The sequence below is a fragment of the Modicisalibacter sp. genome, from assembly GCF_055145905.1.
The window spans coordinates 1-14079 of sequence record NZ_JBSREH010000021.1; the positions used below are offsets into that span (position 1 = coordinate 1).

Genomic DNA, 14079 nt, shown 5'->3' on the forward strand with positions numbered 1-14079 from the left:
AAGCTGGCACGCATCGCCTTTTCACTGATGAAGCATGAGACGGGATATCGCCCTCCAAGCCCCATCAAGGCTTGACGGGCAACATAGAATCTCCCACAGTCGCTCGGCCATGCTGGCCGGCCTGATTGAGGGTCTTGTGGGAGGGGATTCATCCCCGATGGCGGAGCCCGGTGGCCGCCCCTCGCGACTGACGTCGCTCCCACGGCCAGGCTCCGGATGAACAATCTGGTGAGAGATCACGGCTAGAGCTTGTGGGCCTTGACCGGGTATCCGCGCTGTTTGTAGGTCTGCCAGCATTCGCGCTTGGCCTCGAGCACGGCCTGATGCTGGTTGATGATCTCGGCGACCCGCTCGAAGCGCGAGAACCACTCGGGAATGGCGTCATCGAGGTTGAGCATCGCCTCGATGGGCGGGCTGTCGGGCCCGGGGTCGGGGGGCGACTCCCAGCCCAGGGTCACCGGCGGCGTCGGCGCGATGGCATCGGCGAGCAGGCCGTGGGGCAGGTAGCTCTCGGGCTTGAAGGTCCACAGCCGCTCGTCCATGTCGCGGGCCATGGCTTCGTCGCGGGTGTGAATGTGCAGCCGGTAGCCCTTGCGGTGGATGGTCTCGGCCAGCCGGCAGGCGAAGTCGAGGCGGGCCTCGAGGGTGGTGTCGGGTAGGATGTAGAAATCGACGTGGGTCATGAGACTCCGTCTAAAACGGACTGCGCTCGGCCATACGGCGTTAAAAATCGGCTCAAGATGCTCATTTAACAACCTGTAAACTCCGCTCTCTCGCCGATTTTTGCCTTGTCTGGCCTTCGCTCGTCGGCGTTTTATCTCGGAGTCTTGGGAGTGAGGTGGCTGCCTTGCCCCCGGGAAGGCCGTCTTGCCGGGGGCAGGGAAAGCCGCTTACGCCAGCCGGGTCAGCCAGCCGCGCTTGTCCTCGCTGCGACCGTACTGCAGGTCGAGCAGGCGGGTACGCAGGCGCTTGGCGTATTCGCCGCCGTTGTCGCCGGAAAGGCGCAGGCGCTCGTCCTCGCTGACCAGCTCGCCGACCGGGGTGACCACCGCGGCGGTACCGCAGGCGAAGACCTCGACCAGCTCGCCGGAGGCGGCCCCCTCGCGCCACTCGTCGATGCTGATGTGGCGCTCTTCCGGGGACAGGCCTTCCTCGCGGGCGAGTTCGAGGATCGAGTCGCGGGTCACGCCCTCGAGGATGGTGCCGGTGAGCTGCGGGGTGACGATGCGCCCGTCCTTGTAGACGAAGAACAGGTTCATGCCGCCGAGTTCCTCGATCCAGCGGTTCTCGACCGCATCGAGGAAGGCGACCTGGTCGCACTGGTGCGCCTCGGCTTCCTTCTGCGCGGCCAGCGAGGCGGCGTAGTTGCCGCCGCACTTGGCATAACCGGTGCCGCCCGGGGCGGCGCGCTTGTAGTTGGACGACAGCCAGATCGACACCGGCTTGACGCCGCCCTTGAAGTAGGCGCCGGCCGGTGAGGCGATCACGTAGTAGTCGACCTCCTTCGAGGGCCGCACGCCGAGGAAGGTCTCGCTGGCGATCATGAACGGACGCAGGTAGAGGCTGGTTTCCTCGCCGTCGCGCGGGGTCGGCACCCAGGCGCTGTCCTGGGCGAGCAGGGCCTTCAGCGAGCCGATGAAGTCCTCGTCGGACAGCTCGGGCAGCGCCAGGCGGCGGGCGGAGGCACGGAAGCGTTCGGCGTTCTTCTCCGGACGGAAGGTCCACACCGAGCCGTCGGCATGCCGGTAGGCCTTGACGCCCTCGAAGATCTCCTGGCCGTAGTGCAGCACGGCAGCGGCCGGATCGAGGGTCAGCGGCCCGTAGGGACGGACTTCGCGGCCGTGCCAGCCGGCGTCCGCCGTCCAGCGGATATGGGCCATGTGGTCCGTGAAGTAGCGGCCGAAGCCGGCGTTGCCGAGAATCTGCTCGCGGATGGCGGGATCCGTGGGGTGGGCGGTAGGCCGGATGTCGAAGCCTGAAGTGGTCACCGGAGGTCTCCGTAGCTGTGATGGCCGGGGCGGGCTGCCCGGCGGTCGTTACGCGTTGCGGGTTTCGTTCGGACACCGCTCGGAGGTGGTCGGGGAGGACCGGGCAGGGCGGTGCCGTGGATGCTGTCGAGAATGACACAAACGCTGCGGGCCGGGAAAGCCCGGCCCGCAGCGCGTCACGAGGACGTTAGCACGCAAATGGCTGGCTGCGAAGCCTCACTCCTCTTCGGAGACGACCGACTCGGCCTCGCGATCCAGCAGGTACTGGGTCAACAGCCCCACCGGCCGGCCACTGGCGCCCTTCTCCTTGCCGCTGCTCCAGGCGGTACCGGCGATGTCCAGATGCGCCCACGGGTAGTGGTCGGTGAAGCGCGAGAGGAAGCAACCGGCGGTAATGGTGCCCGCCGGGCGCCCGCCGACGTTGGCCAGATCGGCGAAGTTGGAGTCCAGCTGCTCCTGATACTCGTCCCACAGCGGCAGGTGCCAGGCGCGGTCCCAGGCGGTCTCGCCGGCGTCGAGCAGGTCGAGCGCCAGGTCGTCGTCGTTGGCCATCAGGCCGGTGGCGTGATGGCCCAGCGCGATGATGGCGGCACCGGTGAGGGTGGCGATGTCGACCACGCTGGCCGGCGTGAAGCGCTCGGCATAGGTCAGGGCGTCGCACAGCACCAGGCGACCCTCGGCGTCGGTGTTGAGCACTTCCACCGACAGCCCCTTGAGGGTCTTGATGATGTCGCCGGGCTTGGTGGCGCGGCCATCGGGCATGTTCTCGGCGCTGGCGACGATCGCCACCAAGTTGATCTTCGGGCGGATGGCAAGAACCGACTTGACGGTACCGAACACGCTGGCGGCACCGCACATGTCGAACTTCATCTCGTCCATGCCCGCGCCGGGCTTGAGCGAGATGCCACCGGAATCGAAGGTGATGCCCTTGCCGACCAGCACGTGGGGGGCTTCCTCGGGGTCCTCGGCGCCCTGGTACTTCATGACGATCAGCCGCGAGGGTTCATCACTGCCGCGACCCACGGAGAGCAGCGAGTGGGCGCCCAGTTCCTCCAGGGCGGCCTCGTCGAGGATCTCGACGCTCAGCGCGCCGGCGGAGGTCTTGCCGAGCTCCTCGGCCTGGGCGGCAAGGTAGCGGGGCGTGCAGACGTTGCCGGGCAGGTTGCCCAGGGTGCGGGCATAGTTGATGCCCTCGCCAACGGCCTGGCCGACCTGTGCGCCCTGGCGGGCGGCGTCGGCCTCGGCGCTGTCGGTGACCAGCAGGCCGAGCTTGGCCAGCCGGGAGGCCGGGGCGGGCTCCGACTTGAACTCGGTGAAACGATACAGGGCGCGCAGCGCGGCTTCGCCGACCATGCGGGCCTTCCAGGCCGCGTCGCGCTCATTGACCGGCACGTCGTTGAAGGCAACCGCCGCCTCGTCGACGGGCAGCTTGGCCAGCGCCGGGAAGGTGGCGTCGAGCGCCTTGCGGAAGTTGCCCTCCTGGCACTTGGCGCGCTCGCCGAGACCCACCAGCAGCAGGCGTTCGGCGGCCAGGCCCGGGGCGAAGGGAATCAACTGCACGTTGCCGAGCCCGGCGTCGAAATCCCCGCGCTCGATCAACTGGCCGATCAGTCGCTCGCTGGCATCATCGAGCTTGGCGGCTGCCGGGAGCAGGTCGCCGTCCTTGAATACCGGCACCACGAGACAGGCCGTCTCCACCTTGGCCGGGTTGACGGTGAGAACAGAAAATTCCATGGCGTCTCCACAGGACTGGGGGTTCTGACGGGGATCGCCGCCCGTGACGAGACAGCGCCCCGGGGAATCGGGATAATGCCGGCGGCGTCGAGCGAGGCCGGCCGAATTCCCAGTGTACGCAAAGCGCTGCGGCATTGCATGGACGTCGTGAGCGCGCCGGCAACGGGACGTGCTATCGTTAACGCGCCCTGAGGGAGACCGCTTTGATTATCTTTCGTTATCTGATTCGCGAAATCCTGGTCACCATGGCGGCCGTCGCCGGCGTGTTGTTGCTGGTGATCATGGGCAGTCGCTTCATCCGCTATTTCTCGGATGCCGCCGCCGGCGAGATTCCGGTCAGCCTGCTGGGCACGCTGATGCTGCTGCACATGCCCAGCTTTCTCGAGCTGATCCTGCCGCTGGCGTTCTTTCTCGGCATTCTGCTGGCCTATGGCCAGCTCTATCTCAACAGCGAGATCACCGTGCTCGTCGCCTGCGGGGTCAGCCCCAACCGGCTGCTCAAGGTGACCATGCTGCCGGCGCTGCTGGTCACGCTGCTGGTGGCGGCGTGCAGCCTGTGGCTGACCCCCACGGGGGCGCGCCAGAACGCCATGCTGATCGAGGAGCAGCAGAGCCGCCTGGATTTCTCGGCCCTGCAGCCCGGGCGCTTTCAGGACTTCGGCGACGGCCGCACGGCCTACACCCGCGACTTCAACGACGACAAGACCCGCATGCAGGACGTGTTCATCAGCGAGCGCCAGCGGCGCGGCGACGGCACCCCGGAAACCGTGGTGACGCGTGCCGAGGGCGGCTACCAGACCACCGATCCCGATACCGGCAGTCGCTTCTTGGTGCTGAAGAACGGCCGGCGTTACAGCGTCGCGCCGGGGCGCAACGTGGCCGAGCGCCTGGACTTCGAGACCTATGCCGTGCGGCTGTCGCGGGCCGCCGAGATGGCCACCCTCGACGATGCCAGGTACGCCTCGACACCGACGCTGATCGCGCGTGGCGACGTCCAGGCCCAGGCCCAGCTGCAGTGGCGCGCGAGCCTGCCGCTGATGGTGCCCATCCTCACGCTGCTGGCGCTGCCGCTGTCGCGGGTCAATCCCCGCCAGGGCCGCTTCGCCCGGCTGCTGCCGGCGATCTTCCTGCACATCAGCTACCTGAGCCTGCTGCTGGCCGCGCTGGATGCCATCGGCCGCGGCTCGTTGTCGCCGACGATCGGCATGTGGCCCATCCATCTCGGCTACCTGCTGCTGGGGCTGTGGCTGACCCGACGTTCGCAACTGGCGGGAGGACGCTGATGCTGGCCGATCGTTTCGACCGTTACCTGGCCCGCAACGTGCTGGGGGCCATTCTGGTGGTGCAGCTGGTGCTGCTGGGGCTCGACCTGGTGATCAGTTTCATCAACGACCTCAACGACGTCGAGGGCGGCTACTCGACCCTCGATGTGCTGTTCTACCGCGGGTTGCAGCTGCCCTGGCGCTTCTATCAGTACGCGCCGGTGGCGGTACTGATCGGTTCGCTGATCGGGCTGGGGAGCATGGCCTCGAGCAACGAGCTGACGGTGATTCGTGCCGCGGGGCGCTCGTTGACGCGGATTCTCTGGGGGGCGATGAAGCCGCTCATCCTGATCGTCGCCATCCTGCTGCTGATCGCCGAGTTCGTCAGCCCGCGCACCGAGCAGTTCGCCAAGGCCTGGCGGCTGGAGCAGATGGAAGGCGCCGGGGCGGTGCTCAGCGAGCGTGGCGGCTGGCAGCGCGAGGGCGATGACTACTATCGCTTCGGGGCGATTCGCGCCGACGACACGGTGGTCGGCGTGACCCGCTACCACTTTGATGGCCAGCGGCTGATCAGCGCCACGCAGGCCAGCCGGGCGGTCTGGCAGGACGATCACTGGGAGCTCGAGAACGTCGACATCACCCGTTTCACCGAGTCGGGCACCACGTCCCGCCATGCGGCCCGGCAGACCTGGGACACCTCGCTCTCGCCGGCCCAGCTCAACCGGCTGTTGCGCCAGATCGACAGCCAGGCGCCCAGCGAGCTGTGGGCCTACGCCCGCTACCTGGAGTCCCAGGGGCTGGCCGCCACCCAGCCGCTGCTTTACTTCTGGCAGAAGATGCTGCTGCCGTTGACGCTAGCCTCGCTGGTGCTGGTGGCCGCGTCCTTCGTCTTCGGCCCGCTGCGCAGCGTCGCCGCCGGCACACGGGTGTTCTACGGCGTGATCGTCGGGCTGTCGTTCAAGTACCTGCAGGACCTGCTGGCGCCGGCTTCCACACTGTTCGGCTTCTCGCCGGTCTGGGCGGTGCTCGCACCCACCCTGGGCTGCGTGGCGCTGGGGCTGTATCTGCTGCGGCGCAGCGGCTGACCCGGCACACCTCGCCACGGCCGGGCCCTGGGCGCGGCCGTGATAGCCGAGCTTCATTGTCATGATCGTTTTTGGCGATGAGGGTTGCGGGGACACATGCGAATCATTTACATTCGATATCGCATTACCCAGCGAGGTGTGACCATGTACGTATGTCTCTGCAAGGGCGTTTCCGATCGGGCCATCCGCCAGGCCGTGGACGAGGGCGCGCGCAACTGGCGCGAGGTGCGCGAGCGGACCGGCTGTGCCACGCAGTGCGGCAAGTGCGCCTGCATGGGCAAGGCGATCACCCGCGATACCCTGGCGCGGCAGGCCGAGTGTGAACCGGACCTGGCCTACGCGATTTGATCGTGACTGCTTGACGTTGCCATCCGTCATTCCATGACACTTGGGAATCGTGCATAACTTGTTGGTCTTTTTGGACTTTTTGGGCGTTGTCAGCAATACTGGCGGCTATCGGCCGCGGTCGATGGCGCACCGCTGTGCCCGTCATACAACAAGGCTTGCAAGGAGATTCCCATGAAAGGCGACGTCAAGGTCATCGACTACCTCAACACCGTGCTCGGCAACGAGCTGGTGGCGATCAACCAGTACTTCCTGCACGCCAAGATGTACAAGGACTGGGGCCTGAAGGCGCTGGCCAAGTGGGAGTACGACGAGTCGATCGAGGAGATGCGCCACGCCGACGAGCTGATCGAGCGCATCCTGTTCCTCGAGGGGCTGCCCAACCTGCAGGATCTGGGCAAGCTGCGCATCGGCGAGGACACCCGCGAGATGCTCGAGAGCGACCTGGCCCTGGAGCACCAGGCGCGCGGCGACCTGCTGGATGCCATCGGCCACTGCGAGCAGGTGCGCGACTACGTCAGCCGTGACCTGTTCCGCAAGATCCTCGACGACGAGGAGGAACACATCGACACGCTCGAGACCGAGCTCGGCCTGATCGACAAGGTGGGCATCGAGAACTACCTGCAGAAGCAGATGCACGACGCCGGCTGACGCGCCGCGAACAGGCCGTGCCACGACGAAGGCGCCCCGCGGGGCGCCTTCGTTGCGTTCGGGGCGGAGCGCCGGCGGCGTCAGCCCAGATCGTTGACCAGCAGCGCCTCGACGGCGGCGATGCGCTCGGCGAGCTGTGCCTCGTCGGTGGCCAGCACCGTCACATGGCCGATCTTGCGGCCCGGACGCGGCGCCTTGCCGTAGTCGTGCCAGCGGGTGCCGGGAATGGCGAGTACCGCGTCGCGCGCGGGCAGGGCGCCGATGACGTTGAGCATGGCACAGGGCACCAGCCGCGCGGTGTCGCCCAGCGGCAGGCCGGCGATGGCGCGCAGGTGATTCTCGAACTGGCTGGTTACCGCGCCCTCGATGCTCCAGTGGCCGGAATTGTGCACCCGCGGGGCGATCTCGTTGGCCAGCAGGCCGTCGCCGGCGACGAAGAACTCGAAGGCCATCACCCCGACGTAGTCGAGGTGCTCGAGCACCCGCCGGGCGTAATCCTCGGCGAGCGCCTGCTGCGGGTGCTCGGGCTGCGGCACCGAGCAGTGCAGCATCCCCTGGCGGTGCTCGTTGCGGGCCAGCGGCCACACGCGCACCTCGCCGTCGCGGCCACGCACCGCGATCACCGAGACCTCGTGATCGAAGTCGATGAAGCCTTCCAGCACCATCGGCACGCCGCCCAGCTCGGCGAAGGCGCCCGCGACGTCGGCGGCCTCGCGCAGCACCTTCTGGCCCTTGCCGTCGTAGCCCAGGGTGCGGGTCTTGAGCACCGCGGGCAGGCCGATCTCGGCCACCGCGGCGTCGAGATCGGCCTGGCTGTCGATCGCCGCCACCGGCGGCAGCGGGATCTCCAGTTCCCGGAACAGGGTCTTCTCGGCCCAGCGGTCGCGGGCCGTGGCCAGCGCCCGGGCGGGCGGGAAGGCGGGGCGCTCGTCGGCGAGGCGGGCGACCACGTCGGCGTCGATGTTCTCGAACTCGAAGGTGATCACGTCGCTGGCCGCGACCAGTTGCTCGCGGGCGGCGGCGTCGTCCCAGGCGGCGCGCAGGTGTTCGCCGTGGAGCGCGGCGCAGGGGGCCTCGCCGGGGTCGAGGAAGGTGAAGCGGGCGTCGAAGCCGGCGCCGGCTTCGGCAAGCATGCGGCCGAGCTGGCCGCCACCGACGATACCGATACGCATGTCACTGGCCTCCCTGGTCCTGCGGGCGCGGGTCCGGGGCGTCGAGCACGGCCCGGGTCTGTTCGGCGCGATACGCCTCGAGGCGCTCGCGGATCTCGGGGTACTTGTTGCCGAGCATCGCCGCGGCCAGCAGCGCGGCGTTGACCGCGCCGGCGCGGCCGATCGCCAGGGTGCCGGTGGGGATGCCGGCGGGCATCTGGACGATCGACAGCAGCGAGTCGACGCCGCTGAGCATGCTCGACTGCACCGGCACGCCGAGCACCGGCAGCACGGTCTTGGCGGCGGCCATGCCGGGCAGGTGGGCGGCGCCGCCGGCCCCGGCGATGATCACCTCGAGACCGCGCTCGGCGGCGCTGCCGGCGTAGTCGAACAGCAGGTCCGGCGTGCGGTGGGCGGACACCACCTGCACCTCGTGCTCGATGCCCAGCCTGTCGAGGGTCTCGGTGGTGTGGCACAGGGTCGACCAGTCGGACTTCGACCCCATGATGACGCCTACCAGTGCGCTCATGCTCTTTTCCCCTTGCGGCGTCGGGCCGTCGCCGACGGGACCGTAACCGGGGCCGGCGGCCGGGACGCGCTCGCTCGTCTGTGGATGATCCGGGCGGGGTGTTGCGGGCCCCGCGAAGCAGGCGCCGGATTATAGCATCGCGGCGCCCTCGGGGCATGCCGTCGGCGCCTAGCTGAAGGGCGCCTCGAGCTCGAAGCGCGGCACCGGCTCGCCGGCGACCTCGACGGTTTCGCTGAACATCGAAAGCGGCCTGACCCACAGGCCGTAGTCGCCGTAGAGCGCCCGGTAGACGACCAGGGGTTCCTCGGTCTCGCTGTGATGGGCCAGGCCGAGCACCTCGTACGTCTGCCCCTTGTAGTGACGGTAGATGCCCGGCACCGGATGGCTGGATTCACGAGACATCGGCGCTCTCCTCGGTGGTGGGTGTGGGGGCCGGGCGTGCGGCCAGCCGGGCCAGCACGCGCGCGGCGGCGGTGAAACCGAAGCTGCCGGTGACGAAGGTCGCCGCGCCGAAGCCGCTGGCGCAGTCGAGCCGGGTGGCCTCGCCGCTGCCCGGCTTCTGCAGGCAGACCTCGCCGTCGCTGCCCGGATAGACCAGCTGCTCGTCAGAATAGACGCATTCCACGCCGAAGCGGCGCTTCGGGTTGCGCGAGAAGCCGAAATCCCGGCGCAGCCGGGCGCGCACCTTGGCCAGCAGCGGGTCATGCTCGGTGCGGGTCAGGTCGGCGACGCGGATGCGCGTGGGGTCGGTCTGGCCGCCGGCGGCGCCGGTGACGGTCAGCCCCAGCTTGCGGCGCCTGCACCAGGCGATCAGCGCGGCCTTGGCGACGACGCTGTCGATGGCATCGACCACATGGTCGGCGTCGTCGGGCAGGCGTTCGGCGAGGTTGGTCGGGGTGACGAAGGCGGTGTCGGCGACGACCTCGATCCCGGGGTGGATCGCCCGGCAGCGCTCGGCCAGCACCTCGACCTTGGGACGGCCGATGGTGCCGTCCAGGGCGTGGAGCTGGCGGTTGACGTTGGACACGCAGACGTCGTCCAGGTCGATCAGCGTCAGCCGGCCGATGCCGGCGCGGGCCAGCGCCTCCACTGTCCAGCTGCCGACGCCGCCGACACCCACCACCACCACATGGGCGTGGCGGAAGCGCTCGGCGGCCCGGGCGCCGTAGAGGCGACGGATGCCGCCGAAGCGAAAGTCGTAATCGTCGTTCATGGCGTCTCCTCGGCAATGCCGCGAGAGGCCGCCGGGGCGGCCTCGGACCAGTGGTAGCCGTCGCTCGGCGCATGCGCCGACCAGCCGAAGCGCGCGAACAGCCGCTGCATGTCCGGCTCGAGCGCACCGCGCAGGCACAGGGTGGCCTCGGCCCGCGGATGCCACACGTGCAGCTCGACGGCGGCCAGCAGGAGCCTCGGGCAGTCCAGCCGCTCGCGGAAGAAGCGGTTGTGCACGCCCTTGCCGTGCTTGGCGTCGCCGATGATCGGGTAGCCGCGCCGCGACAGGTGACGGCGGATCTGATGGCGGCGTCCGGTCAGCGGCCGCGCCTCCATCAGCGAATAGCGCGTGGTCGGGTAGCGATCGACGCTCACCGGCAGTTCCACGCCGTCGAGCCGACGTACCTCGGTGAGTGCCGGCTGGGCGGGCATCTCGGCCTTGGGCCGGGCACCGTCCTCCTCGCGCAGGGGGCCGTCCAGGCGATCCCGTTCGGGGCCGACGCCACGCACCACCGCCAGGTAGCGCTTGTGGACCCGGTGGGCAGCGAAGGCCTCGCCGAGCTCCCGCGCGATGATCGGGTCCAGTGCGAACAGCAGCACCCCGGAGGTTGGCCGGTCCAGACGGTGCACCGGATAGACGTGGCGGCCCAGCTGATCGCGCAGCAGCTGCAGGGCGAAGCGCGACTCGCCCCGGGCCAGGGCGGTGCGATGCACCAGCAGGCCCGGGGGCTTGCGCACGGCGACCAGGTGGTCGTCCCGGTAGAGGATCGGCAGCGGCTCGTTCATCGCGGCAGGCGTGTCGTGTGGCAGAAGGGCGGGCATTGTCGCCGTTCGTGGCGGTGGCTGTCACCCTCCAGGCGGGACGTTGCAGTCGGCTGGCTCGCTCGCGGCTCGTGCCGGTGACCGGCCTTCGAGGGGGCGCTGTGAACCCCTCCCTGGGCGCTACCTCGGCCGTCCCTGGGCCGAGGACCCCCTCTCCGGCCTGTCCCCGGCGACTCTCGCGACAGTGCTGCAGGCCGGGGCCCGTGAAGGCGGGCGGCGATGGTATAGTCAGGGGCCGAGATCGACGCGGAGACCGCCATGAGCCAGCCCGATTCCCGCCGCCTGGTGGTCCTCACCGGGGCCGGCATCAGTGCCGAGAGCGGCCTGAAGACCTTTCGCGACGGCGACGGCCTGTGGGAGAACCATCGCATCGAGGATGTCGCCACGCCGGAGGCCTGGGAGCGCGATCCCGAACGCGTGCTGCGCTTCTACGACGAGCGCCGCGAGCAGGTGCGCCGCGTTCGTCCCAATCCGGCACATCAGGCCTTGGCGCGGCTCGAGCGCGCAGGCTTCGCGGTGCGGATCATCACCCAGAACATCGACGACCTGCACGAACGGGCCGGCTCCTCGGACGTCCTGCACCTGCACGGCGAGATCCTCAAGGCCCGCTCCAGCGTCGACCCGCGCCTGCTCTATCCGCTGGCCCGCGGCGGCATTCGCCCGGGTGACCTGTGCGACAAGGGCAGCCAGCTGCGCCCGCACGTGGTGTGGTTCGGCGAGGCGGTGCCGGCCTACGGACCGGCCTGCGACAGCGTCGCCGAGGCCGACCTGCTGCTGGTGGTGGGCACCTCGCTGACGGTGATGCCGGCGGCGATGCTGCTCGATGCCGCCCCCGTCGAATGCCCCTGCCTGCTGGTCGACCCCCGGGCCAGCGAGGTCTCGCCGCGCTGGGTGCGTGCCTTCGACGAGCCAGCGAGCCGCGGCGTGCCGCGGCTGGTCGAGCAGTGGCTGAAAGCGGGGCGGCTGATCGCGCCGTCGTGACGTCCGTCCTGCCTGTGTGGCATGAAGCCGCCGGCCGCCCCCGATTGACGGGCCACCGGGCCGGGCATGCTAGAATGCCCGGCCCTGTCGTTGATGGCCTGTCCTGTTCATGAGAGATGATGCCGACGCCCCGGTTGACGCAGGCGCGAGCGCGCCGGAGCCCGAGGTGAATGCCGACCCGCCGCGCAAGCCCTTCAAGGCACGCGGCAGCTTCGTCGAGCGCTGTCCGTCCTGCCGTCTGCCGGCGCTCAACTGTCTGTGTGCGTTCCGGGTCACCGCCGAGAGCACCACCCGCGTGTGGTTGCTGACGCATCCGCTGGAGCACTACAAGCCGACCAACACCGGGCGGCTGATCGGTGATGTGCTCGCCAACACCGAGGTGTTCACCTGGCAGCGTACCGAGCCGGACGAACGCCTGCTGGCGTTGCTCGACGACCCGCGTTTCGCGCCCTTCGTGGTGTTTCCCGACGACCAGCCGGACTATGCCCATCGGGTGGTGGGGCCGGAGGCGGTGCGCGAGGCGCGCGACGACGGACGTATCCCGGTACTGATCCTGCTCGACGGCACCTGGCGCCAGGCGCGGCGGATCTTCCGCAAGAGTGCCTATCTCGACGCGCTGCCGGTGCTGCCGCTGCACACGCAGCGGCACACGCGCTATCACTTGCGCAAGCCGGCTTCGGCCGCGCACCTGTGCACCGCCGAGGTGGCCGCCGAGCTGCTGCGTCAGGTCGGCGACACCGCGGCGGCGGACGTGCTCGACGACTATTTCGATGTCTTCAACGACAGCTACGCCTCCAGCCGACGCCACAGCAAGCTGGAGGCGCCGACCCCGGCGATGAAGCGGCTGCTGGCGCGCCGCTCGGCGTAGCCGGTCAGAGCAGCTGATTGGCGATGCGCAGCCCGGCGATCCAGGTGCCGGCCGCGGAGCCGAGGGTGGCGAGCAGAAAGACCAGCAGGGTGCGCGAGACGCGGTTGCGCCACCAGCCCTTCACCGAGCTGACGTCGCGACGCAGGCGCGAGAAATCGCGGACCTTGGGCTTGCGCAGCGCCAGCTCGACGCCGGCGGCGACGAAGCCGGCGCCGATGGTGGGGTTGAGCGAGGTCAGCGGCGCGGCGACGAAGGTCGCCAGGATGGTGAGCGGATGCGCCAGGGCGATCGCCGAGCCCAGTGCCGAGAGCACGCCATTGATCAGGAACCACTCGGCGATCAGCTGCCAGCCGAGCTGGGTGTCCCGCGAGAAGCCGATCGCGAAGCCGGCCAGCACCAGCACCGTGACCAGCCAGGGCAGGGCCTTCCACCAGCGCGTCCGGGGCGGGGTCGCCTCCAGTTCGGCGCGCTCGGCGCCGGGGTCCTCGGGCAGCGGTTGCGAAAGATGTTCGGCGAGCCCCTTGAGATGGCCGGCGCCGATCACCACCAACACGTGGCGGTGGGGCGGGTCGCGGCGCTCCTCGGCCAGGCGCAACGCCATGTAGCGGTCGCGTTCGCGGATCAGCGGCTCGTAGAGGGTTTCGGAGCGCTCGGCGAACTCGGCGAAGGTGGACTCCAGCACGTCGCCCTGCTTGAGCCGTTCAATATCCTCGCTGGAGACCGTGTCGCGAGAGAACAGGCTACCCACCAGGCCGCTGATCAGCCCGGCCCGCTGCCACCAGGGAACTCGGGTGTAGATACGCTTGAGGGTCACGCCGATATCGCGGTCGATCAGCAGCAGCGGCAGGTCGGCGCGTCGGCAGGCCCTGACCGCCTCGCGCATCTCGGCGCCCGGCTCGATGCCGGACTGCTCGGCGACGCGCTGCTGGAAGGCACCCAGCGCCAGACTGGCGGCGACCATCCCGGCCTTGCCCTGGCGGAAGATCTGGAACAGGTCCTGATCATCCATGCTCCTGGGCTGGGTGAGATTCTGGTGGCGCGAGGGGCACAGCTCGACGGCCACGGCGTCGAACTCGCCGGAGTCGATCAGTTCGCGGACCTCGTCGGCGCTGGCGCGCGAGACGTGGGCGGTGCCCAGCAGGGTGTAGCGGGTGTCGCCGGCATCGATCACCTGGCGCGGGCCGCGGGTGGTGTCCGGCGAGGCGATGTCCTGGGTGTCGGTCATGAGGGCTCGCTGTTTCAGGCAGAAACTCGATTATCCACGCCATGGCCGGGTGGGCAAATCAAGGTGTCCTCCAGGCAGGGGCTTGTGGGAGAGGATTCATCCTCGACAGCGGCGGCCCGGTGGCGGGTTCATCGCGACTGAAGTCGCTTGTATGTTGGAAATGACCCAACACGGGCAGTATGGAGAAGACTTGCCGGGGTGGAGGGACGAAGATCGCATCTGGCCC

At 69.1% G+C, this 14079-nt stretch carries 15 protein-coding genes; 6 read left to right on the forward strand and 9 right to left on the reverse strand.

The window, feature by feature from the left end; genetic code table 11:
- Positions 1–242: 242 nt before the first annotated feature.
- The 3 genes from ACTCB7_RS07295 to ACTCB7_RS07305 all read right to left on the reverse strand — a co-directional run bounded on the left by ACTCB7_RS07295 (position 243) and on the right by ACTCB7_RS07305 (position 3722).
- A complete protein-coding gene (locus ACTCB7_RS07295; RefSeq protein ID WP_224415564.1) occupies positions 243–683 on the reverse strand; it encodes a DNA polymerase III subunit chi in 441 nt (146 codons plus the stop codon).
- A gap of 207 nt (positions 684–890) precedes the next feature.
- On the reverse strand, positions 891–1988 hold the full coding sequence (locus tag ACTCB7_RS07300) for a branched-chain amino acid aminotransferase (RefSeq protein ID WP_463006145.1): 1098 nt from the start codon (positions 1986–1988) through the stop codon (positions 891–893).
- A 216-nt stretch (positions 1989–2204) separates the two neighbouring features.
- Positions 2205–3722 (reverse strand): leucyl aminopeptidase, encoded by a 1518-nt coding sequence (locus ACTCB7_RS07305; protein ID WP_463006146.1) that lies wholly within the window; start codon positions 3720–3722, stop codon positions 2205–2207.
- Between the two features lie 203 nt (positions 3723–3925).
- Between ACTCB7_RS07305 and lptF the strand changes: the two genes are divergently transcribed.
- The 4 genes from lptF to bfr all read left to right on the forward strand — a co-directional run bounded on the left by lptF (position 3926) and on the right by bfr (position 7065).
- The gene (lptF, locus tag ACTCB7_RS07310; protein WP_463006147.1) at positions 3926–5005 is read left to right on the forward strand and encodes an LPS export ABC transporter permease LptF; all 1080 of its coding nucleotides are present in this window, start codon (positions 3926–3928) and stop codon (positions 5003–5005) included.
- Positions 5005–6069, forward strand: coding sequence for an LPS export ABC transporter permease LptG (gene lptG / locus ACTCB7_RS07315; RefSeq protein WP_463006148.1), 1065 nt, complete (start codon positions 5005–5007; stop codon positions 6067–6069). Before lptF ends, lptG begins: the two co-directional genes overlap by 1 nt.
- A gap of 144 nt (positions 6070–6213) precedes the next feature.
- Complete coding sequence (locus tag ACTCB7_RS07320; RefSeq protein ID WP_463006149.1) at positions 6214–6417, forward strand: (2Fe-2S)-binding protein; 204 nt, start codon at positions 6214–6216, stop codon at positions 6415–6417.
- A gap of 171 nt (positions 6418–6588) precedes the next feature.
- A complete protein-coding gene (gene bfr / locus ACTCB7_RS07325; RefSeq protein WP_463006150.1) occupies positions 6589–7065 on the forward strand; it encodes a bacterioferritin in 477 nt (158 codons plus the stop codon).
- Between the two features lie 80 nt (positions 7066–7145).
- Here the strand turns inward: bfr and ACTCB7_RS07330 are convergent, their stop codons facing one another.
- From ACTCB7_RS07330 to ACTCB7_RS07350, 5 genes are all read right to left on the reverse strand, one after another.
- Entirely contained in the window at positions 7146–8237 is a 1092-nt protein-coding gene (locus ACTCB7_RS07330; protein WP_463006151.1) for a 5-(carboxyamino)imidazole ribonucleotide synthase, read from the reverse strand.
- A 1-nt stretch (position 8238) separates the two neighbouring features.
- The gene (gene purE, locus ACTCB7_RS07335; RefSeq protein WP_163647788.1) at positions 8239–8745 is read right to left on the reverse strand and encodes a 5-(carboxyamino)imidazole ribonucleotide mutase; all 507 of its coding nucleotides are present in this window, start codon (positions 8743–8745) and stop codon (positions 8239–8241) included.
- A 168-nt stretch (positions 8746–8913) separates the two neighbouring features.
- Positions 8914–9147, reverse strand: a complete 234-nt coding sequence (locus tag ACTCB7_RS07340; protein WP_463006152.1) for a DUF1653 domain-containing protein — start codon at positions 9145–9147, stop codon at positions 8914–8916.
- Entirely contained in the window at positions 9137–9958 is an 822-nt protein-coding gene (gene tcdA, locus ACTCB7_RS07345; RefSeq protein ID WP_463006153.1) for a tRNA cyclic N6-threonylcarbamoyladenosine(37) synthase TcdA, read from the reverse strand. The genes ACTCB7_RS07340 and tcdA overlap by 11 nt, the downstream gene beginning before the upstream one ends.
- Positions 9955–10743, reverse strand: a complete 789-nt coding sequence (locus ACTCB7_RS07350; protein ID WP_463006155.1) for a pseudouridine synthase — start codon at positions 10741–10743, stop codon at positions 9955–9957. The genes tcdA and ACTCB7_RS07350 overlap by 4 nt, the downstream gene beginning before the upstream one ends.
- A gap of 294 nt (positions 10744–11037) precedes the next feature.
- On the opposite strand from ACTCB7_RS07350, the gene ACTCB7_RS07355 reads away from it, so the two are divergent.
- Together ACTCB7_RS07355 and ACTCB7_RS07360 are read left to right on the forward strand one after the other, a co-directional pair.
- Complete coding sequence (locus ACTCB7_RS07355) at positions 11038–11760, forward strand: SIR2 family NAD-dependent protein deacylase (RefSeq protein ID WP_224415560.1); 723 nt, start codon at positions 11038–11040, stop codon at positions 11758–11760.
- 109 nt (positions 11761–11869) lie between these two features.
- The gene (locus ACTCB7_RS07360; protein WP_463006154.1) at positions 11870–12628 is read left to right on the forward strand and encodes a tRNA-uridine aminocarboxypropyltransferase; all 759 of its coding nucleotides are present in this window, start codon (positions 11870–11872) and stop codon (positions 12626–12628) included.
- 4 nt (positions 12629–12632) lie between these two features.
- Here the strand turns inward: ACTCB7_RS07360 and ACTCB7_RS07365 are convergent, their stop codons facing one another.
- Positions 12633–13853 (reverse strand): TraB/GumN family protein, encoded by a 1221-nt coding sequence (locus tag ACTCB7_RS07365; protein ID WP_224415558.1) that lies wholly within the window; start codon positions 13851–13853, stop codon positions 12633–12635.
- Positions 13854–14079 lie beyond the last annotated feature (226 nt).

Excerpts from the sequence above, each read along its gene's own strand:
- ACTCB7_RS07350 (WP_463006155.1), bottom strand. The coding sequence starts at position 10,743 with ATGAACGAGCCGCTGCCGATCCTCTACCGGGACGACCACCTGGTCGCC.
- ACTCB7_RS07365 (WP_224415558.1), bottom strand. The coding sequence starts at position 13,853 with ATGACCGACACCCAGGACATCGCCTCGCCGGACACCACCCGCGGCCCG.
- purE (WP_163647788.1), bottom strand. The coding sequence starts at position 8,745 with ATGAGCGCACTGGTAGGCGTCATCATGGGGTCGAAGTCCGACTGGTCG.
- ACTCB7_RS07330 (WP_463006151.1), bottom strand. The coding sequence starts at position 8,237 with ATGCGTATCGGTATCGTCGGTGGCGGCCAGCTCGGCCGCATGCTTGCC.
- ACTCB7_RS07305 (WP_463006146.1), bottom strand. The coding sequence starts at position 3,722 with ATGGAATTTTCTGTTCTCACCGTCAACCCGGCCAAGGTGGAGACGGCC.
- tcdA (WP_463006153.1), bottom strand. The coding sequence starts at position 9,958 with ATGAACGACGATTACGACTTTCGCTTCGGCGGCATCCGTCGCCTCTAC.
- ACTCB7_RS07360 (WP_463006154.1), top strand. The coding sequence starts at position 11,870 with ATGAGAGATGATGCCGACGCCCCGGTTGACGCAGGCGCGAGCGCGCCG.
- lptG (WP_463006148.1), top strand. The coding sequence starts at position 5,005 with ATGCTGGCCGATCGTTTCGACCGTTACCTGGCCCGCAACGTGCTGGGG.
- ACTCB7_RS07320 (WP_463006149.1), top strand. The coding sequence starts at position 6,214 with ATGTACGTATGTCTCTGCAAGGGCGTTTCCGATCGGGCCATCCGCCAG.
- bfr (WP_463006150.1), top strand. The coding sequence starts at position 6,589 with ATGAAAGGCGACGTCAAGGTCATCGACTACCTCAACACCGTGCTCGGC.
- ACTCB7_RS07340 (WP_463006152.1), bottom strand. The coding sequence starts at position 9,147 with ATGTCTCGTGAATCCAGCCATCCGGTGCCGGGCATCTACCGTCACTAC.
- ACTCB7_RS07295 (WP_224415564.1), bottom strand. The coding sequence starts at position 683 with ATGACCCACGTCGATTTCTACATCCTACCCGACACCACCCTCGAGGCC.
- ACTCB7_RS07355 (WP_224415560.1), top strand. The coding sequence starts at position 11,038 with ATGAGCCAGCCCGATTCCCGCCGCCTGGTGGTCCTCACCGGGGCCGGC.